Below are 19,932 nucleotides of genomic sequence, written 5' to 3' on the forward strand. Positions count from 1 at the left end.
ACTATTTTTTGTTTAGTTCTTTTACTAATTCAGAAAGTTCTTTTTCACTGAGTTTGTTTTCCTTTACAAAAAAGGATAGTAAGTGTTGAAAGGAGCCATCAAAATATCCTTCCAGCACTTCCTTTAAATAAAACTTTTTATACTGCTCTTTGCTGATAAGCGGGAAGTACTCATGTGTTTTTCCGTATGCCTTATGCCCGACAAACCCCTTTGCTTCCAGAATACGGATGATGGTTGATACGGTGTTGTAGGCTGGCTTCGGTTTGGGCAGGTAGTCTAAAACATCCTTAACGAATGCTTTTTCAAGTTTCCACAGCACCTGCATGATCTGATCTTCGGCTTTGGTAAGTTCTCTCATAGGCTTTACTACTATGTATTTAGGTATAAAACTAATATATTAGTTGATAAATCAAAACTTATGCTAAAAATTTTTTTACCGACAAATTCCGCAAAAAAAACAGAGTATAGCTTAGATTACTGCGCCTGCGTAAAACAATACGCAATAATATTGGCGCCCATGCGCAGGGCCTGCTGGCGCTTTTCTTCCGGGTCGTTGTGTATGCGCCTGTCTTCCCAGCCGTTTCCCAGGTCGGTTTCGTAGGAGTAAAATACCACCAGCCTTCCCTCATAAATCAGCCCAAACCCTTGCGGAGGTTTGCCATCATGCTCATGTATTTTAGGAAGGCCATTCGGAAACTTGAATTTCTGGTGATAAATGGGATGGTCGAATGGCAGTTCTTTTAACTCCAGCTCAGGAAATACTTTTTTAAGTTCAATGCGAATGTATTTATCCAGTCCGTAATTGTCATCTATGTGCAGAAATCCTCCCCCAATGAGGTAATTGCGCAGGTTGCTTGCATCGCTGTCAGAAAAAACCACGTTGCCGTGGCCGGTCATAAATACATAGGGGTAAAGAAAAATGTCTTTGCTGCCGGCTTCCACAATATCTTCTTCGGGGGCCAGGTTCATACCGAGTTCGCGGTTACAGAACTCAATCAGGTTGGGGAGGGCTGTTTTTGCGGCATACCAGTCGCCCCCGCCACTATACTTTAGTTTAGCCAGTTTAACGCGCTGCTGGGCCTGAGTGGTACCAATTATCAGCATTAGAATAATTACAAAGAAGCCCCGTCTATTCATCAAAAACACAGAATTACTACTGCGAGTATATAAATTTTTTATTCCCCGTTAAACCCAGCGGTTACCTGGTGGTCTAAATGCCGTATTTCTGAAAACTTAAACCAATTATGATACGACTGAATTTCTTTAAACGTGCTGCAGCCATAGTGGCTGTAGGTATTTTAGGATTTGCTGTTTCCTGTACAACCGATGAAACTCCTTTGCAGGAAGAGGCCGCTTATGTGGCTGAAGATGTTATTTCGGACTTTGCCTTTGAAGATGCCGATGATTTGGCCGGGTTGGCATTAATGGCTGATGATGCACCTGGCGGTGGCCGTGTTTCGGATGAACCGCGGGTAATTACCATTAACGACCCGCGTTGCAATTGCGAGAATCTTACCGTTACAATTACACTTACCCCTAATTCCACCCCCGAACATCCGGTTGGAAGTATTGTTATTGATTTTGGCGAAGGATGTACTGACCCGCTCGGTAATGTGCGCAAAGGAAAAATTATCGTGAACTTTAATGGAAGGCGTTTCTTACCGGGTTCTACAATAATTACAACCTTTGAAGGCTACTCAATTAACGACATTGTATTGGGTGGTGTGCGTACATTAACAAATGTTAGCGAAAGCACCGAGGATGCACCTGAGTTTGAAGTAGAACTGGAAGATGGTTCTGCAACCTGGCCTGACGGCACGGTGGCAACCCGCGAACATTGCTTCGTACGCAGGTGGGTTCGGGCAGCTAATCCTTTGAATGATCAACTTATTGTGCGCCAGTGTGACGATGCTGACTTTGCAGCTTCGGGTACCAACCGCAGGGGTCGTGCCTATACCATGACCATTGTTGAAGAACTCGTTTATAAGAGAGGCTGCCCGATTGCCGTTTCCGGAGTTAAAGAATTTACCGATGTGGCTTCCGGCAAAGTAATCACGATTGACTATGGCGATGGCGATTGCGACCGGATAATTACCATCTCGGTTGATGGCCAGTCGAGAAGTTTTGAAGTAAGACGCAGAGGGTAGTTAGGGTTGTCCGTGCCGTGCCTGTGCCTACAGGTGCGGGCGGACTTTTAGTGTGTCCTGGTCCCGGTTTAGCCGGGGTCAGGACTTTTTATTTTATTTGCAGGCATAATCCCACACCGATGAAGCAGTACCTCGATCTGATGCGCGATATTCTTGATAACGGTACTAAAAAAACAGATCGGACCGGTACAGGAACCCTTTCGGTGTTTGGGCGCCAGCTCCGGTTTAACCTGCAGGAGGGATTTCCCCTTGTTACCACAAAGAAACTTCATATTCGTTCGATAATTATTGAGTTGCTGTGGTTTCTTCGGGGAGACACCAACATCAAATACCTGCATGAACATAATGTAACCATCTGGGACGAGTGGGCCGATGCCAACGGGGACCTCGGCCCCGTGTACGGCCACCAATGGCGCAGCTGGCCTGCTCCGGGCGGGGGAACCATTGACCAGATTAGCAAGGTACTTGAGCAGCTCAAAGCAAAACCGGATTCGCGAAGGCATATTGTTACCGCCTGGAACCCGGCCGAAGTCGATAAAATGGCCTTGCCTCCCTGCCATGCCCTTTTTCAGTTTTATGTAGCCGATGGAAAACTCTCATGCCAGTTGTACCAGCGCTCGGCCGATTACTTTTTAGGTGTTCCCTTTAATATCGCCAGCTATGCCTTACTTACCCATATGGTTGCCCAGCAATGCGATTTACAGCCCGGTGAATTTGTTTGGACAGGGGGAGACGTTCACCTGTATACCAACCACCTTGAACAGGCGCAGCTTCAGCTTTCCAGAGAACCGTATCCCTTGCCCCAACTGGTCATCAGGCGCAAGCCATCAACTATTTTTGATTACCGGTACGAAGACTTCGAGATAGGTAACTATCAGGCGCATCCTTCTATAAAGGCACCCATTGCTGTATAGTTTCAAACTATAATTGTGTTAGGTGTAACGAACGCATCCTTTAAGCGACAAATGCCGTATTCAAACCAGCCATGCACGAGAAAAGCAGTGTTTTTGATATGATAGGCCCGATAATGATCGGCCCGTCAAGTTCGCACACTGCCGGGGTAGTGCGCATTGCCCGTACAGCCCTCAAACTCCTGGGCGATATTCCGGAGGAGGCCGAAATCATTTTTTACAATTCGTTTGCCCGGACGTACGAGGGGCACGGCAGCGACCGGGCCATTATTGCCGGCCTGCTTGACATGAAAACCGATGATAAGCGTATTAAGGAATCGCTGGAACTGGCTAAAGCAAAAGGGCTTAAGTACACGTTTAAATCCATCGGCAATGCCTCCACATTTCATCCAAACACCATCCGGCTCACTATAAAAAAAGGTGACCGGGAAATTGAAGTGCTGGGCGAAAGTAAGGGTGGTGGTATAATTAATATTGCTGAAGTTGATGGCTTTAAAGCCGACTTCAGTGCAAGCCTGCACACGCTTGTAATTTTTGCCGATGATGTTAAAGGCAGCATTGCCTTCATTGCCGGTATACTGGCTAACGATGATTGCAACATCGCCACGATGTCGGTATCGCGCAAGGGTAAGCACGATGAGGCCTGCCTGGTTATAGAAATGGATTCGGGTATCAAACCTGTAACATTAGAGTACCTGCGGAGTCTAACCTGGGTTAAGGAAGTTATCTACATACCGGATATTGATCGTTGAAATCAGTTATATGAAAAGGATTGTTTTTTTATTGAGCATAGTTACATCCTTCGCGTTCGGGCAGGAGGTAAAAAAAACCTGGACACTGCGTGAGTTAATTGATTACGCCATTGCCAACAACCTGGCAGTTAAACGAAGCAATTATAACGTGCGAACCGGTGAAATAAACCTGCTGCAATCAAAAATGGCCATGCTGCCCAATTTGAATGCCAACGGGAATTACGGTATCAACTGGGGTCGTACCATCGACCCGACTACCAACATTTTTACTGAGAACGAAGTGCGTAACTCCAACCTGAGCGCCAGCAGCAGTTGGTTGTTGTGGAACGGATTTCGGTTGTTCTATAATTTAAAGCAAAACGACACAGAACTGGAAGCCATTAATGAAGACCTGATTAAAGCCCGTAATGACGTAATACTGAATGTAATCACCCTGTATCTGAATGTTGTATTTAATAAGGAGTTGTATAGCGTGGCGCAACTACAGGTTAAATCAACCCAGGAGCAGTTGGTGCGTACGCGTAAATTAGCCGATGCCGGGTCGGTACCAATTGGTGATGTACTAAATCTTGAAGCTCAACTAGCCACCAACGAACTGAGTGTGGTGCAACAGGAAAATGCTTTGAACCTTTCATTATTGCAACTAAAGCAGGCATTACAACTACCCGCTTCCTCATCCATGGATGTTGAGCTTCCTCAGGTTGATATCGGGAATGAAACAAGTTTGACAAAAAGTGCTGACGAGATATATGAAATTGCTACACTGGCTATGCCCGAAGTAAAGGCTGCTGAACTTCGCAAGAAGGGTGCGATGTATGCGTTTCGGTCGGCCAAAGGCAATCTCTATCCCCGCATTAGCATCAATGGTAATTATAACACGGTCTATTCTGATCAACGCCAGCAATTTACACCGGATGGTTCATCAATCGATGTTCCGATTGGTTTTGTGCAGGGTACAGGCGATCTGGTTGTGCGAAGTACTCCTACCGGAACATTTTACGTTCCAGGCATCGGAGATCAGTTCAGGGATAACCGCGGCCGGAGTGTTGGCCTGAATATTCAAATACCTGTGTTTAATGGGTTGCAGGCGCGGTCGGCAGTACAGCGGGCAGCTATCAGCCGCGACCTCGCCACTATTTCTGCCATTGAAATACAAAACCAGTTACGTCAAACTGTTGAAACAGCGTACAACAATGCAGTTGCTGCACTAAAAACGTATAATTCAACCGAAAAGCAGGTAAAAGCCCGCGATGAAGCTTTCAGAATGACCACACAGCGATATAACCTGGGGGCTGTGAATTTTGTCGATTACCAGATTGCTGAAAACAACTTGTTCCAGGCGCAGTCTGATTTGCTGCGGGCGAAATACGAATTTATTTTCAGGAAAAAGGTACTTGATTTTTACCAGGGCCTCCCTTTAGGATTTTAAAATACTGACCTAACATTTTATCCATGGCTAAACAAAAGAAAAAGTCGAATAAGTTATTATATGTTTTAATAGGCACGGTGGTCATTCTCCTGCTGTTTATCATCATCGGCCGCTCGGCCGGTTGGATTGGTAAGCCCAAAGATTTGGAAGTTGAACTGGCAAAAGCGGGCCGTACCACTATTGTTGAAAAGGTAAGTGCATCGGGCACGGTACAACCGGTTACCGAAGTGAAACTTGCACCGGAGGTGTCGGGCGAGATTCGCGAGTTGCTCGTTGAAGATGGCGATTCGGTAAGCCGGGGTAAACTGCTTGTAAAAATACGCCCCGACACATGGCTTTCACAACTGGAACGTGCCGAGGCTTCATTGAATCAGCAGCGCGCTAATCTGGTCTCGGCTGAAGCTTCGTTGGCCAGGGCTGAAGCTACCTATACCCGTGCCGAGCAGGAGTTTGAACGACAAAAAAAATTGTGGAACGAAAAGGTCATCTCCGAAGCGGAGTGGCAACTGGCCCAGCAAAACTTTAAAGTAGCTGAAAATGACCTGAAATCGGCCAGGCAATCGGTTCAGGCTGCCAAATACATTGTTCGAAGCGGTGAGGCAACCGTAAATGAAGCGCGCGAAAATGTACGCCTGACCAGTGTGGTAGCTCCTATGGACGGGTACGTGTCTAAACTAAATGTGAAGAAAGGTGAGCGCGTAGTGGGTACAGCCCAGATGCAGGGCACTGAAATGATGCGTATTGCCGACCTGAGCAAAATGGAGGTTCGTGTAAACGTAAATGAAAATGATATCGTGCGTGTGCATATAGGCGACACCACTATTATTGATGTTGATGCTTATACCAATTCCGGTAAACGCTTTAAGGGCATTGTTACACACATTGCCAATACAGCAAAGGACAAAGTCTCGGCCGATGCCATTACCGAGTTTGAGGTACGCATCCTGATATTAAATTCTTCGTACAGCGATCTGGTTGCAGAAGGAAAGAAATACCCCTTCCGCCCGGGTATGACCGCCAGCGTTGAAATACTGACCAACCGAAAGGAAAATGTGTTGTCTGTTCCGCTTTCGGCCGTAACTACCCGCAGCGATGAGAAAAAATTGCAAGCTGCACAAGAGGGAACTGCCCAACCGGCCGGACAAGCCAAGCCCGCTCCTAAAAAGGAAGAAAAGGTAGTTGTGTTTGTTAACGATAAAGGCGTGGCCAAAATGGTGGAAGTAAAAACCGGTATGAGCGATTATGATAATATTGAAATTCTTTCGGGCGTAACCGATAGCACCGAAGTGGTTACCGGGCCTTTTCTGGTAGTTTCCAAGCGGTTAAAAGACGGAGATAAGATCCGGAAAGCCGAACCAAAAAAAGAGAAGAAGCCGGAAGCTAAAACTGAATAATTAATTGAAGGTTTAAGGTTTAAAGTTAAGATCATTTAAATTCGGGTGTTTAACTTTAAACCTTGCACCTTGAACTATGATACTGCATCCCTGGCACGAGGTTTATACCGGCAAAAATCCACCGCATGAAGTAAATGCCATCATTGAAATTCCGCGTGGTTCGCGGGCTAAGTACGAAGTGGATAAAGCAAGCGGTTTAATTAAGCTTGACAGGGTAATTTATGCTTCCATGTATTACCCTCTGAATTACGGGTTCATTCCGCAAACACTTGGCGATGACCTAGATCCGCTGGACATCGTAGTGCTTACCCAGGTGGCAGTAGTACCCTTATGCCTTATTCCTGCAAAAGTTATCGGGGTGATGCATATGATTGACAGGGGAGAGGCGGATGAAAAGATAATTGCCGTGGCTGAACAGGATGCCAGCGTAAGCCATATCAATGATGTTTCGGAGTTACCCGATTATTTTCGGGTGGAGCTCAAACACTTTTTCGAGAATTATAAAACCCTTGAAAACAAAAAAGTGGAAGTACCTGAGTTTGGCAGCAGAGACAAAGCTTTGCCGGTTATTGAAAAGAGTATAGCCTATTACAACGCTACATACAGAAATAAATAATCACTCGTAATACGGCTGGGGGCGGTAGGGTAGTTGCCCGGTCTTAAAAAAATACTTCTCCAGTACAAGCAATGAAATTATATCTTCGCGCTTTTTGTTTTTGAATTGTGCCACGTATTCGTTGGCATTATGGATGATCGTAAGGCACTCTTCCGGATGGTTAATGTAATAGGTTAAACGTTCCTCCAAGTCAGAGTAATCATCTTTAATCTGAATATAATGATGGTTAGGAATGAGCGTACCTTCCATAAACCAGGTTTCAAATTTCGGTTTGGGCATTACGGCCAGCGAGTTGGATGACATGACCCACTTCAGGTTACTGGCCACATCGTTGCCTTCAAGGCAAAGAATAAACTTGTAGTCCAGTTGCTCGTCAATCGTTAGCCGTTCTTTAATCCAATGATCATTTTTCCCCCACCGGTTTGTTTGCCCGATGTTGCACAAGGGGTGGCTGAAATACATTTCATAAAATTTAATACGGTGTGGGCGTGTAATTCCGCCTCTTCCTACAAGCATGTTTTTCTTGCTTGCAAAGGGTTTCTTATCATTGGTGTAAATAAAGTGGCGTACCTTGTTGAGTTTCAGCAGAACTGAATTGACGTTGTCGTCAGTAATTGGCCGGCTTTTTAGCAGGCTCGGTATTTCCGGCACTTCGCGGATGTCGCCAAAACGGAAGGACGCTTTTAATTGTCCCGTAAAGTAACGGAGGTACTCCTGGGTATCAAAAAAATAAACCTTTTGCTTTTTTTTGAGTTTAAGCGCTGTTAATGCAGGTGTGGTTTCGGGCAGCTTTACCGGCACTGTAAGTTTATTATAGTAATTCGTACGAAACCGGATGTAATCGGTATCAAATTCACTTGCCTGAGCAAGTTTATTCTTTAGGTTTAACCGGAAGAACTGGGGCGGCAGCAACAGCCTGGCAAACCCTGTTGCGTAATACAGGAATTTATTGTTCTTATGCCTAACGGATAACTTTTTGCGCAGCGATTTCATTTCAGGCAACGGCCATAATCTCGGTATCGCCCTTAATACCGTCCTGATTCAGAATATTAAACTGATATGCGTGTGTATTGAGAAATTGAACTACATAATTGTGTGTTTCCGGACTGTGTGTGGCAATCAGTAACTTGGGTTTGTGTTGTGATATGGTTTGCTCGCATCCTTTTAGTACTTCTATTTCACCGCCCTCCACATCAATTTTAATAAAATCCGGTGGCGGCAGTTTGCCTGAATTAACAAGCTGGTCAACCGATACAACTTCGACTGTTAAATTACCGGTCTCCGAAAGATGGCCGGTTGCTGTACCCGTGTTGGCATTAAAGCGTAAGGTTCCTGCTTGCTCGGCAACGGCCGCTTTTGTTAAGGTAAAATTACTAAAGCCGTTTATGGCCATGTGCCGCAAGTAGAACTTTGCATTGTCGGGACGAGGCTCAAATGCATATACGTGGCCGGACTCCTGGTTGATGGAGCAGGCAATGGCCGAGAAATAGCCTATATGTGCGCCTATGTCATAGAAAACAGAACCTTTTTTAAAGTGATCTAAAAAGGCCTGCGTTTTATATTCTTCAAACCTACCGGTAATGAATTTTTTACCGGATGTGGCAATCCACCGTTTACCTTTTAGTGGTCCGGATTGAATGGGCAGGGTTATACCGCTCAACAGGTTTTTGATTATGTGTTTGAACTTCAAGGCGTATCGGGTTTACTAATCGGCTTGTAAAATAATTCTTTTTTGCCGACTTCGCATCCGGTTAACAACTTGCAGTCTTTAAGTAAGACCGTATCTTTGTAACCTTACCAGACTGGAATGGCCAAACTGACTGCCCTTATTCCCACCGGAAATGAAGAACACAATATTATCGAAGTACTCCATAGCGTAAGTTTTGCCGATGAAATACTGGTAGTTGATTCATTCAGCACGGATCGTACCGTTGAACTGGCAAGGCCCCTTGCCACCCGTATTATTCAGCGTGAATACATCAATTCGGCTTCGCAAAAAAACTGGGCCATACCACAGGCCGCCCACGAGTGGATACTGATTGTAGATGCTGATGAGCGGGTAACACCCGAACTTCGGGAAGAAATACAATCCCTGTTAAAACAGGATAATCATCCTTACGTAGCCTATGATATTTACCTGAACGAACATTTTATGGGTCAGCGCATGCATTACAGCAGCCTTCAGGGCAACAAGGCTACCCGGTTTTTTATGCGTGACAAGTGCCGGTACGAAGAAAAGCATGTGCATGCGGATATTATTGCCGATGGCCCCATTGGCGTGTTAAAGGGAAAACTCAACCACAACACCTACCGCGATTTTGACGCCTTTATCAATAAACTTAACCGGTATGCGTGGTGGCAGGCCCGTGATTATGAAAAGCGGGTAGGGAAAATCACTCCTTTGCATGTGGTGATTAAGCCATTCTTTCGGTTTATGAAACACTACGTTATCCGCCTGGGCTTTTTGGATGGATTTGCCGGATTTGCGTATGCCTATGTGCAATCGTATGCGGTGATGACACGCTATTTGAAATTATGGCTCCTTCGAAGGGGCCTTAAATAATAAATGGATGACAGTAATAAGAAAACCCTCTGCGCTTAATCAATTCTACAGAGACATTAAGGAGAAGTTCAATCAAAAAGTGCTCAGGCGCTTTAAGCTCCCCTGGATGAAATCAAAAGAATTGGATATTATTCTTGAAGTGATTTCGAAATTACAACCAAAGGTATGCTTTGAGTGGGGCAGCGGCTTCAGCACAGTTTATTTTCCCGAAGTTTTTCCATTTATCGAGAAGTGGTATTCGGTTGAGCATAACCCGGAATGGTTTAAAGTTATTTCTGAAAAAATAAATGATCCACGGGTAGATTTAGTGCATATAAAACGCGATCAGGAAGCAGATCCTAACGGAACCGGACATAATGATGGTAGTTATGCTGACTTTAAAAGTTACGTGGAGTATCCGCTCACTCTGAATACACTGTTTGATTTTATTTTTATTGACGGCCGTGCACGGAAAGCCTGCCTGCAGAAAGCGTATGACCTCATTACCGATAAGGGCATTGTAATAGTTCATGATGCCAACCGCGATTATTATGTGAGGGATATGCCGCCCTTTACCCATGTGTTGCGTCTAACGGACTACCGAAAGAAACGAGGCGGTATTTTGCTGGCTTCTAAAAGCAGGCCGATGGGTGAAGTGCTGGATATTAAAGCTCATCAGGCCGCCTGGAAAATTCATGACATTATTGCAAAAATATTAGTGATGCGCTAAGGCGCGCGAAACAACCCCTGCAGGTAAGCGGCCAGTTCCATGAGCCAGGCTATGCCCACATGCACAATCACACCGCCCCAGATGCTGCGTGTTTGGTACGCAATCGCACCCAATATAAATCCGCCAAAAATCGAGCTTACCGCTTCGCCCATCGGTTTGCCAAAGTGAAGGAAACAATACAGCGAAGCCATGCTAAGCACACTGTTCCGCCCCAGTACCTGCATCATACCCATTACCAGGAACCCGCGGTAGAAAAACTCAATCGATACGAAATTTATTCCGTAGGTCAGTTCATAGATTACCGCCACAACCCATTCATCCACACCGAAATAAAGGTGTGCTGATGTGCTTTCGTATCGCGGGTATTGTTGCTGAAAATCAGGTAAAAAAGATGCAGCCGTAATAAGCGGCAGCATCATCAGCAGCATAACGAAGTACGGTTTAAAATCGAATTGATTGGCGTTCAGTCCGTAGCGATAACCCTTGTCACGATCGGATTTCCAATAGAACAAGAGCAGCGGAAAAATAAGAATTAAAACGCCTGCCATGTTTTTACCAATCTTATACATGTAGTATAGCGTTTGCCGATTGGCTAGTTGATTGATGAGATTATCGAAATAAGGCAAACTACGGTAAATACTCAGCAGCAATAGCGCCAGTAAACTCCGAAACCAGAAGCTACGCGAATGAAAAACACGGGCTTTTCGGATACCCGCATAGAGCGCTACCGGTACATAGTAGGCTATGCAATGCCACAAAAAGTAGAAAAGAATGCGCTGTTGTTCGGGGCGCGTGTCCAGGTAGCTGTCTTCAAAATCAAAGCGGTAGTTCAGGTATATGCTAACTGCCAGAAAAAGAAATGTGAGCGTGTATACGGTTACATTAAAATCTTCTTTAAGATGTTGAGTTACGTAATTCCAGACTTTACGCATCTACCAGTTTTTTAAGGCTGCATACACTTTATGAATAGGGAGGCCCATCACATTAAAGTACGAGCCGTTAATTTTCTCAATGGCTATCATGCCAATAAAATCCTGTGCGCCATACGCGCCTGCTTTATCGTATGGTTTATGGGTATCTACATAGTAGGCTATCTCTTCTGGTGTAAGTTTTTTAAAGGTTACTTCGGTGGTATCATCAAAACTTATTTCTTTTTCGGCTGATAAAATGCATACACCGGTCATTACGAAGTGGGTTTTTCCGGAAAGCTGAGAAAGCATGTGTATGGCCTCGTTCCGGTCGGCCGGCTTGTTGATAATTTTTCCGTTAAGAATAACCACCGTATCGGCCGTAACAAACACCTGGTCGCCATGAATTATGGTACGAAAGTATTCGGCTTTTTTTTGTGCAAGGTATCGGGCTACCTGCTCTGCCGGCAAGTCAACCGGAAAGGATTCATCCACACCGGGTTTTTCAACTGTAAAGGTAAACCCGGCCTCTTTCATCAGGTAGTGCCTGCGAGGGGAGCTAGAAGCGAGAATAAGGTGGTGTTTGAAATTCATCCTGCTTTATTGAACTGAACAAAAAACCGCATATTACCTTCGGATAGAAATAGGTGGATTTCTGTGGCATGGTAGCCCCGCTATGGCATACGGTTTTCACATCCTCAATAGAAACCTCGTTAGTAATTATAGCCAGTTGGGCTTCACCTGTAATTACTTTTTTTAAGCAGTCGGAAAAACTACGGTCAAACAGAATGTGTTCTGATTTCCGTTGCTCCTTACCGGGAATGCCCAGGGCTTTTTCAATGATGAAGTAGTGCATCACGGTGAGGTCCAGTTTTTTAACAACCTCCGGAAAGTGCCAACTCATGGTATTGAGTGCTTCTGGTTTAAGGCGGACTTTGTAGGTATTTTCTTTAAACATCAACCCGAAAGCCCAGGGTTTACCGGCAATAATTTCATTAACGGTGTCGGCATCCTCAAGGGGTTTAATAATAAAATTAGGTTCAAGCTTTTTTAATATGGCCTGCTCGTTAAAATCGGTCAGGCCGCGGATGAGCCGGTGCGTGGGCAATATTTTCAAGTCATCAGCTTCGGTGTTTGTCAGGTACATCAGGTGAAAATTGTAACCTTCGTTGCCGGTATGGGCGGGATTGTTATTGATCATTTTTTTCCGAAATTCCAATGATGCTTCATACCGGTGATGGCCATCGGCCAGGATAATGGTCTTAGTCTTTATCGCATCAATGAACCGCTGAATCACTTCGGCATTGTGAATAACGGCCAGCACATCCCGAACGCCCTGGTAATCTTCAGTTTCGTAAAGCGGATTTTGAATGGCCTCATCCATATAAGGCTCCAGTTCATGGTTGAGATCGGTGTAAAGTCCGTGTGTGGGGCTTACCTGCAGCAGGGTTTTTTCCAAAAGTTCAATCCGGTCGTTTACGGCTTTCGGTATGGTATTTTCATGGCGTAGAATTACCCCTTCGTTCCAGTCGTACGCACGGATGTGGCAGATGAATCCCTTCCGGCAAAATTCTTTGTGTGTGCCAGGCAGTGTAAAGTATTGGTAGTACACATAAATACCGGGCAGCTTATCCTGCTCCAACACGTGGGTTAACTTCCATTGTTCAAGTAAGGAAGAGGCCTCATCGGCACTGCCCTGTGGTACCGACAGGTAAATGCTGTTGTATGGGTGTTGGTACAATGCCTTGCGCTGCTTATCGGATACGACATCAAACAGTGGGGAGGTTAGTTCATCAAGTTGTTGCGCAAGGTTGCGGTTATAGCGCCAGGCCCTGAGCGGTAGAATATCGGCCATATTAATGCGTTCGGTTCTTTTTCCATTTACCGGAAGAGCCGGTGGCAGGTTCCATTTGGTTGGTATTTTCCGGTTTTAATAAATAGGTTGTCAGCGCAGCAGCCAGTTTTTCTTCTTCAGCCCCGGGAGGAAGGTTTAATGCTTCAGGACTGAAGTAGTTCTCGACAAATTTGGTATCGAATTGGCCCGACCGGAAAGCCTCATGGTTGAGCACATACCGGCAAAACCCCAGCGTGGTTTCGATGCCGGTAATCTCGTATTCGTCAATAGCCCTGATGGTTTTTGCAATGGCCATGTCGCGGGTTTCGGCATGGCAAATCATTTTGGCAATCATCGGGTCATAATAAAACGGGATGCTCATGCCTTGCTCGAAGCCGTCATCAATGCGGATGCCGTTACCATCGGGCCGCTTATACGTTTTCAAAATACCAATATCGGGGAGGAAATTGTTAGCAGGGTCTTCGGCATATACGCGTATTTCGATGGCATGGCCGCGCATACTAAGCTGCTGCTGTGTAAAGGGCAACTTTTCTCCTTCGGCAATCCGAATTTGCAACTTTACTAAATCAATGCCTGTAATCATCTCCGTTACGGGATGTTCCACCTGCAGGCGGGTATTCATTTCCAAAAAGTAGAAGTTCAGTTTTTCGTCAAGTATAAATTCAACCGTACCTGCACCGTAGTAATTGGCTGCGCGTGCCACGTTGCAGGCGGCTTCGCCCATGGCTTTTCGAAGCGCTGGCGTAAGCACCGATGAGGGAGCTTCTTCAATTACCTTCTGATGCCTTCGCTGAATGGAACACTCGCGTTCGAAAAGGTGAACCACGTTTCCATGCTTGTCGCCAAAAATCTGGAATTCAATATGGCGGGGTTGGGTAACATATTTTTCAATGAATACCGAACCGTCTCCGAAGGCAGAGGTTGCTTCGCTAACAGCCCGCTCCATTTGTTCAATAAATTCCGCATCGTTGTGCACGATGCGCATCCCTTTACCGCCACCGCCCGCGCTGGCCTTGATTAGAACCGGATAGCCGATCTGGGCAGCCAGCTTTTTTGCAGCCGGTATATCCGTAATCGGTTCGCTGGTACCGGGTACAAGGGGAACATTAAACTTTGCAACAGCCGCTTTGGCAGCAAGTTTACTTCCCATTAAAGCAATGGAGTGGGCGGATGGCCCGATAAAAATCAATCCGGCCTTTTCAACCTGTTCGGCAAAATCTTCATTCTCCGACAGAAAACCGTACCCCGGATGAATGGCATCGGCACCGGTGCTGCACGCTGCTTCGATAATGGTGCCGATTTTAAGGTAGGATTCCGAAGAAGGAGGAGGACCAATGCATACAGCCTCATCGGCAAACCGAACGTGCAAGGCATTCCGATCTGCCTCGCTGTATACAGCCACAGTTTTAATACCCATTTCGCGTGCACTGCGCATAACCCGCAAGGCAATTTCACCGCGGTTGGCCACTAAAACTTTGTTGATTTTTTTCATCCTTAATACCGAAAGTTGCAATGCTAATGAATTAAAACGGTTGCGCCAACGGGCAGGGAGTTCATAATGGGTTAGGTCGTTTCTTGGAAGTAGGCTTTTTTCGCTATTTTTGCCGCAATTTTTAATCCCCATTATCCCCATGATTGACTTATTTGACAAGCTGAAGATGGAGGCCGGCCCGTTGGCCAAATATTCCCATTTACCTGATGATTATTTCTTTTTCCCTAAGCTGGAGGGCGACATTGGCCCGCACATGAATTTTATGGGCAAGCCGGTGCTTAACTGGAGCCTGAATAACTATCTGGGATTAGCCAATCACCCGGAAGTTCGCAGGGTTGACGCTGAAGCTGCTGCCCGGTTTGGTCTTGGCCACCCAATGGGTGCCCGCATGATGTCGGGCAACTCGGTGCACCACATTGAACTGGAGAAACAACTTGCCGATTTTATTAAAAAGGAAGATGTGATGCTGCTCAATTACGGTTATCAGGGTGTGGTATCTATTATTGATGCTTTGGTTGATCGGAAAGATGTAATTGTTTACGATGCCGAATCGCATGCCTGTATTATTGATGGCGTGCGGTTGCACATGGGCAAGCGTTTTGTTTACGCCCATAACGATATGGATAGCCTGGAGAAGCAACTGCAACGTGCAACCAAGCTGGCCAACGAAACAGGTGGAGGTATTCTGGTTATTACTGAAGGCGTATTTGGTATGTCGGGCCGTCAAGGCGACTTAAAAGGCGTGGTGGCACTCAAGAATAAATACAATTTCCGGTTGTTTGTGGATGATGCACACGGTTTTGGTACTATGGGAACTACCGGTGCCGGTACCGGTGAGGAGCAGGGCGTACAGGATCAGATTGACTTGTATTTTTCGACCTTCGCCAAATCCATGGCCAGCATTGGTGCATTTGTTGGCGGTGATAAGCGGATTATCAAATACCTCAGGTACTCGCTTCGCTCGCAGATTTATGCCAAAAGCTTGCCCATGCCCTTAGTTATTGGTGCTATTAAGCGGCTGGAGTTGTTGCGTACAAAACCCGAACTGAAGGACAATTTATGGAAGATTGTACGGGCCATGCAGGATGGCCTGAAGGCCCGGGGCTTTAATATTGGGTTAACCTCATCACCTGTAACACCCGTCCTGTTTAAGGGTGGTGTTGGTGAAGCAGCCAATATGGCCATGGACCTGCGGGAGAACTTCCATATTTTCTGCTCGGTAGTTATCTATCCTGTTGTTCCTAAGGATGTTATCATGTTCCGGATAATCCCCACTGCGGTACATACCTTGGAGGATGTAAACCGTACACTGGAAGCCTTTTCGGCCTTAAAAAGCAAGCTTGACAGCGGTTTTTACCGTAACGAAGAACTGGTAGCTGTTACCAAGGCGCTATAAAAAAAATGCCCTTTTGAGTTGATTTTTTAGGTTTTTAGTTAAATTGGCATACGAAAATTCAATTAACCATTTAAATATCAGGACAATGCAAAAATTTCAAGAACTCAAAAACCTCATTGCTTCACTGGAAAACGATGCTGATAAGTTCTACAACAAAGGCAACAGTGCGGCCGGAACCCGTTTACGGAAGGGTATGCAGGAGTTAAAAAACATGGCTCAGCAGATTCGCGGAGAGGTTCAGGAGCTCAAGAATAAGGCATAAGTTTTTTAAACCTAAACCTTGTATTGTGAAAAGGATAACTTTTTGGTTATCCTTTTCTGTTTTTTAAGGTTTTCAGGATTGCTTTGATCTTCTTTTGAAGACCTTCGGATGCAGGCACCAATGGCAGTCGTACAAAATTTTTACAGATGCCCATTTCCTGCAATACCTGTTTAATGCCTACCGGGTTTCCTTCTTCATACATCGGGCTGTTAATTTCAAGCAGATTGAAAAGAGCCTTTTGGGCGCTTGCATAATCACCTTTAAAGGCGCTTTCTTTCATTTGCCTGAAGGTAACCGGAAAGGCATTGGCTAACACTGAAATAACACCTCTGGCCCCGATGCTGTACAAGGGCACGGTAAGCAGGTCATCGCCCGATATCAACAAAAAACCACGGGGCATGTTTTTGCTAATCTTCATGCACTGCTCCAGGTTGCCTGAGGCTTCTTTGATGCCAATGATGTTCGGGTGTTTTGCCAGTTGCAGGGTGGTTTCTGCACTCAGGTTTGAAGCAGTACGCCCGGGAACATTATACAGAATAACAGGTACCGGGCATGCATCTGCAACGGTTGTAAAATGCTCCACAATACCTTGTTGCGAGGGCTTGTTGTAATACGGACTAACCGAAAGCACAGCATCAACGCCTTTGAAATCGGTTGAACGGATAGCTTCTAAAACGGATTGTGTGTTGTTGCCGCCAATGCCGTAAACAATGGGTAAGCGTGCCGGGTTGTTATCTTTTACAAACTGAAGTATCTTCTTCCTTTCTTCCGTTGTAACCGTTACCGATTCACCGGTGGTGCCCATTACCACATAGTAGTCAATACCGGATGATGTATGATTTAACAGTTTTTTTAACGCGGTAAAATCAATGGCATTTTTTTTATCGAACGGGGTAATCAGGGCTACTCCGGTTCCTTCCAGTTTTTTCATGATCTATTTCAGTTGAGTGGAATATTTATAAACGCCTTCTATGAGGTTGCGGGTACTCGCTTCGCTGTTGAGCATCAACTCAAAATAAGGCTCACCGCTTGTCCAGAAACGGCCTACACGGCATTTGGCCTGACTGCGCGCAAGCAGGTATAAAATGTAGGGATTCGGTTCTGTATCCAGATAGTACAGGTAATCGAAGGGTGTTTCACAAAATTTAATGGCAGTTTGCGAAGTGATTTTACCCCAAAACGATACATCTTTCACGGTAAAGAAATCAAAAAGGAATTCGTGATTTTCCCGTTTTTCCGGCAGAAAACTCATGACATGCACTTTCTTTCCGTCTTGCTCTAATTTATGGATAAAGTCTTTTATCTGGTCGTGTTTTTGCCGGTCAGCAACAGTAAAGACAACACCTACAGTTTGTGCCCTTTTGTACGGCATGTTTCCCCGCTGCGTGTTGTTGTGACGCAGTTGTCGGGATGTTCGGCTCTTTAAAAATCGTAGTTTCATTCGGCAGGCAACTTACCTTTGAGCAATGCTTCAAATTGTTTCTCCGAAATAATGGTCACCCCCAGTTTTTCGGCTTTTTCGCGTTTGGAAGGCCCCATGTTTTCTCCGGCCACTAAGTAATCCAATTTTCCTGATACTGACGCCAACACACGGCCTCCATTTTTAAGTATTATTTCTTTTAACTGGTCGCGTTCATAATTTTGGAAGACCCCCGAGATAACAAAGGATTTATTGGCCAGTACATCGCTTTCTTTTGTAATCTCCTCCTCATTCACTTCAACCCGAAGGCCGGCCTTCTTCAACCGTTCAATTTCACGCTGGTTTTCAGGATTATCGAAGAACTGCCGTACGCTTAACGCAATTTTTTCGCCCACTTCAGGGGCCTGAAGCAATTCGTCATAACGTGCTTCAGCAAGTTTATCGATTGATTTAAAATAGCGGGCCAGTTTTTCGGCCACGGTTTTACCTACATACCGGATGCCGATGGCGAATAATACACTTTCAAACGGTGTGGCTTTCGATTGTTCGATTCCGTTTAGCACATTGCGCGCTGATTTTTCTTTAAACCCATCCAGCTTAAGTAAATCATTAAGCGTGAGATCATACAAATCAGCCGGACTTTTTACAAGTCCCAGTTCATATAATTGTTCAATCGTGCGAAAGCCCAACGAATCAATATCCATGGCTTTACGCTGGATGAAGTGCTCAATTCGGCCTTTGATTTGGGGCGGGCAGCCGTTCACATTGGGGCAGTAGTGGGCCGCTTCGCCTTCTATGCGGATAAGTTTTGTATTGCACTCGGGGCAGCGGTCAATATACGTTACAGGCTCGGTGTTCTTTGTCCGCCTGGCTAAATCTACTCCGGTTACTTTAGGAATAATCTCACCACCTTTTTCAACAAACACGTAATCGCCAATATGCAAATCAAGGCGGGCAATTTCGTTGGCATTGTGAAGGGAGGCGCGCTTTACCGTAGTGCCCGATAGAAAGACTGGTTCCAGTTCAGCCACCGGTGTAATGGCACCGGTTCGTCCTACCTGGTAAGTAATGCTATTGAGGCGCGTACTTACCGATTGCGCTTTGTATTTATACGCGATGGCCCACCGCGGACTTTTTGCTGTAAAGCCGAGCCGCTCCTGCTGATCTAACCGGTTTACTTTGATCACAACCCCATCGGTTTCGAGCGGTAAATTTTCGCGCTTGTTTTCCCAATCAGCAATGTAGTTCAGTACTTCCTGTATGTTTTTACACTTCCGGTAAGTAGGCGATACATTGAACTTCCATTTTTCGAGTTGATGAATCCCTTGTTCATGGGTTTCGATACCTTCATAGCCCAGCAGGTAATAGGCAAAGCAATCAAGCCTTCGTTGCGCTACTATTGATGAGTCCTGCATCTTTAGTGTACCGGAGGCTGTATTCCGTGCGTTGGCATAGCGTTCCTCGCCAATATCTTCCCGCTCTTTATTCAACTGTTCAAAAACAGTTTTGGGCATAAAAACTTCTCCGCGAACTTCAAAATTTGCAGGAGCCGACTTATCGTGTATCCGCAGGGGAATGCTCCGGATGGTTTTTACATTGGCTGTTACGTCATCACCCCGTACACCATCGCCCCGGGTTACACCCCGTACCAACAGGCCATTTTCGTAAATCAGGCTGATGGAAACACCATCGAACTTCAACTCGCAAAAGTATTCGTAGGGTTCGCCTTCAAGGCCTTTGGCAACGCGCGTGTCAAAATCTTGCAGTTCCTGCTGTGAATACGTATTCCCCAGCGAGAGCATGGGGTATTGGTGATTAACGGTTTTAAACTCTTTGGTGATGGTGCCGCCTACCCTCTGGCTGGGAGAATCCTCGGTTTTTAGTTGAGGAAAGTCGGTTTCCAGCTTGATTAACCTCTCCAGCAACTGATCAAATTCGTAATCGCTTATTTCAGTTCGGTGCTGCTGATAATAGAGTTCGTTATGGTAATTGATTTTTGCGGTGAGTTCCTGAATTTTCTTCCGGGCCTGTTCAACGGTCATTGGGTAAGGGGGCTTTTCAGGAGCGAAAATACATTA

21 protein-coding genes are annotated in these 19,932 nt (G+C 45.6%); 10 read left to right on the forward strand and 11 right to left on the reverse strand.

Features of this window, described 5'->3' with window-relative positions:
• Nucleotide 1: 1 nt before the first annotated feature.
• Together HRU69_10845 and HRU69_10850 are read right to left on the reverse strand one after the other, a co-directional pair.
• Nucleotides 2–358: a BlaI/MecI/CopY family transcriptional regulator gene (locus HRU69_10845; protein QOI97950.1), complete on the reverse strand. Its 357-nt coding sequence runs from the start codon at nt 356–358 to the stop codon at nt 2–4.
• A 116-nt stretch (nt 359–474) separates the two neighbouring features.
• The gene (locus tag HRU69_10850) at nt 475–1,137 is read right to left on the reverse strand and encodes a DUF4159 domain-containing protein (GenBank protein ID QOI97951.1); all 663 of its coding nucleotides are present in this window, start codon (nt 1,135–1,137) and stop codon (nt 475–477) included.
• A gap of 107 nt (nt 1,138–1,244) precedes the next feature.
• On the opposite strand from HRU69_10850, the gene HRU69_10855 reads away from it, so the two are divergent.
• The 6 genes from HRU69_10855 to HRU69_10880 all read left to right on the forward strand — a co-directional run bounded on the left by HRU69_10855 (nt 1,245) and on the right by HRU69_10880 (nt 7,249).
• Nucleotides 1,245–2,147 (forward strand): hypothetical protein, encoded by a 903-nt coding sequence (locus HRU69_10855; protein ID QOI97952.1) that lies wholly within the window; start codon nt 1,245–1,247, stop codon nt 2,145–2,147.
• 119 nt (nt 2,148–2,266) lie between these two features.
• The gene (gene thyA / locus HRU69_10860) at nt 2,267–3,061 is read left to right on the forward strand and encodes a thymidylate synthase (GenBank protein ID QOI97953.1); all 795 of its coding nucleotides are present in this window, start codon (nt 2,267–2,269) and stop codon (nt 3,059–3,061) included.
• Between the two features lie 71 nt (nt 3,062–3,132).
• Nucleotides 3,133–3,810 (forward strand): L-serine ammonia-lyase, iron-sulfur-dependent, subunit beta, encoded by a 678-nt coding sequence (gene sdaAB, locus HRU69_10865; protein QOI97954.1) that lies wholly within the window; start codon nt 3,133–3,135, stop codon nt 3,808–3,810.
• Between the two features lie 10 nt (nt 3,811–3,820).
• Nucleotides 3,821–5,239 (forward strand): TolC family protein, encoded by a 1,419-nt coding sequence (locus HRU69_10870; protein QOI97955.1) that lies wholly within the window; start codon nt 3,821–3,823, stop codon nt 5,237–5,239.
• 23 nt (nt 5,240–5,262) lie between these two features.
• On the forward strand, nt 5,263–6,633 hold the full coding sequence (locus tag HRU69_10875; protein ID QOI97956.1) for an efflux RND transporter periplasmic adaptor subunit: 1,371 nt from the start codon (nt 5,263–5,265) through the stop codon (nt 6,631–6,633).
• A 79-nt stretch (nt 6,634–6,712) separates the two neighbouring features.
• The gene (locus HRU69_10880) at nt 6,713–7,249 is read left to right on the forward strand and encodes an inorganic diphosphatase (GenBank protein ID QOI98904.1); all 537 of its coding nucleotides are present in this window, start codon (nt 6,713–6,715) and stop codon (nt 7,247–7,249) included.
• On the opposite strand, the gene HRU69_10885 is transcribed toward HRU69_10880, so the two are convergent.
• Together HRU69_10885 and HRU69_10890 are read right to left on the reverse strand one after the other, a co-directional pair.
• Nucleotides 7,250–8,242, reverse strand: a complete 993-nt coding sequence (locus HRU69_10885; GenBank protein ID QOI98905.1) for a lipopolysaccharide biosynthesis protein — start codon at nt 8,240–8,242, stop codon at nt 7,250–7,252.
• A 1-nt stretch (nt 8,243) separates the two neighbouring features.
• A complete protein-coding gene (locus HRU69_10890; protein QOI97957.1) occupies nt 8,244–8,939 on the reverse strand; it encodes an FkbM family methyltransferase in 696 nt (231 codons plus the stop codon).
• Nucleotides 8,940–9,056: 117 nt separating this feature from the next.
• Here HRU69_10890 and HRU69_10895 point away from each other — a divergent pair, with 117 nt between their 5' ends.
• Both HRU69_10895 and HRU69_10900 read left to right on the forward strand, forming a co-directional pair.
• Nucleotides 9,057–9,812, forward strand: a complete 756-nt coding sequence (locus HRU69_10895) for a glycosyltransferase family 2 protein (protein ID QOI97958.1) — start codon at nt 9,057–9,059, stop codon at nt 9,810–9,812.
• Nucleotides 9,813–9,819: 7 nt separating this feature from the next.
• Nucleotides 9,820–10,521 (forward strand): hypothetical protein, encoded by a 702-nt coding sequence (locus HRU69_10900; protein QOI97959.1) that lies wholly within the window; start codon nt 9,820–9,822, stop codon nt 10,519–10,521.
• Here HRU69_10900 and HRU69_10905 read toward each other — a convergent pair.
• Genes HRU69_10905 through accC form a run of 4 tightly spaced genes read right to left on the reverse strand, consistent with a single transcriptional unit; the run spans nt 10,518 to nt 14,776 of the window.
• Nucleotides 10,518–11,453, reverse strand: coding sequence for a CPBP family intramembrane metalloprotease (locus HRU69_10905; protein QOI97960.1), 936 nt, complete (start codon nt 11,451–11,453; stop codon nt 10,518–10,520). The two genes, HRU69_10900 and HRU69_10905, sit on opposite strands and share 4 nt — an antisense overlap.
• Nucleotides 11,454–12,023, reverse strand: a complete 570-nt coding sequence (maf, locus tag HRU69_10910; GenBank protein QOI97961.1) for a septum formation protein Maf — start codon at nt 12,021–12,023, stop codon at nt 11,454–11,456. It abuts the gene before it with no gap.
• Nucleotides 11,989–13,284: a DUF1015 domain-containing protein gene (locus HRU69_10915; protein ID QOI97962.1), complete on the reverse strand. Its 1,296-nt coding sequence runs from the start codon at nt 13,282–13,284 to the stop codon at nt 11,989–11,991. The genes maf and HRU69_10915 overlap by 35 nt, the downstream gene beginning before the upstream one ends.
• Before the next feature lies 1 nt (nt 13,285).
• Nucleotides 13,286–14,776: an acetyl-CoA carboxylase biotin carboxylase subunit gene (accC, locus tag HRU69_10920; GenBank protein QOI97963.1), complete on the reverse strand. Its 1,491-nt coding sequence runs from the start codon at nt 14,774–14,776 to the stop codon at nt 13,286–13,288.
• 142 nt (nt 14,777–14,918) lie between these two features.
• Here accC and HRU69_10925 point away from each other — a divergent pair, with 142 nt between their 5' ends.
• Both HRU69_10925 and HRU69_10930 read left to right on the forward strand, forming a co-directional pair.
• Entirely contained in the window at nt 14,919–16,172 is a 1,254-nt protein-coding gene (locus HRU69_10925) for an aminotransferase class I/II-fold pyridoxal phosphate-dependent enzyme (protein ID QOI98906.1), read from the forward strand.
• An 85-nt stretch (nt 16,173–16,257) separates the two neighbouring features.
• The gene (locus HRU69_10930) at nt 16,258–16,434 is read left to right on the forward strand and encodes a histone H1 (protein QOI97964.1); all 177 of its coding nucleotides are present in this window, start codon (nt 16,258–16,260) and stop codon (nt 16,432–16,434) included.
• A gap of 46 nt (nt 16,435–16,480) precedes the next feature.
• On the opposite strand, the gene HRU69_10935 is transcribed toward HRU69_10930, so the two are convergent.
• From HRU69_10935 to ligA, 3 genes are read right to left on the reverse strand one after another with little or no spacing between them, the layout of a single operon-like run.
• Complete coding sequence (locus HRU69_10935) at nt 16,481–17,365, reverse strand: 4-hydroxy-tetrahydrodipicolinate synthase (protein ID QOI97965.1); 885 nt, start codon at nt 17,363–17,365, stop codon at nt 16,481–16,483.
• A 3-nt stretch (nt 17,366–17,368) separates the two neighbouring features.
• Nucleotides 17,369–17,875, reverse strand: a complete 507-nt coding sequence (locus HRU69_10940) for a hypothetical protein (GenBank protein QOI97966.1) — start codon at nt 17,873–17,875, stop codon at nt 17,369–17,371.
• Nucleotides 17,872–19,896 (reverse strand): NAD-dependent DNA ligase LigA, encoded by a 2,025-nt coding sequence (ligA, locus tag HRU69_10945; protein QOI97967.1) that lies wholly within the window; start codon nt 19,894–19,896, stop codon nt 17,872–17,874. The genes HRU69_10940 and ligA overlap by 4 nt, the downstream gene beginning before the upstream one ends.
• Nucleotides 19,897–19,932 lie beyond the last annotated feature (36 nt).

The organism is Flammeovirgaceae bacterium (assembly GCA_015180985.1).
In the GTDB taxonomy this organism is placed as follows: domain Bacteria; phylum Bacteroidota; class Bacteroidia; order Cytophagales; family Cyclobacteriaceae; genus UBA2336.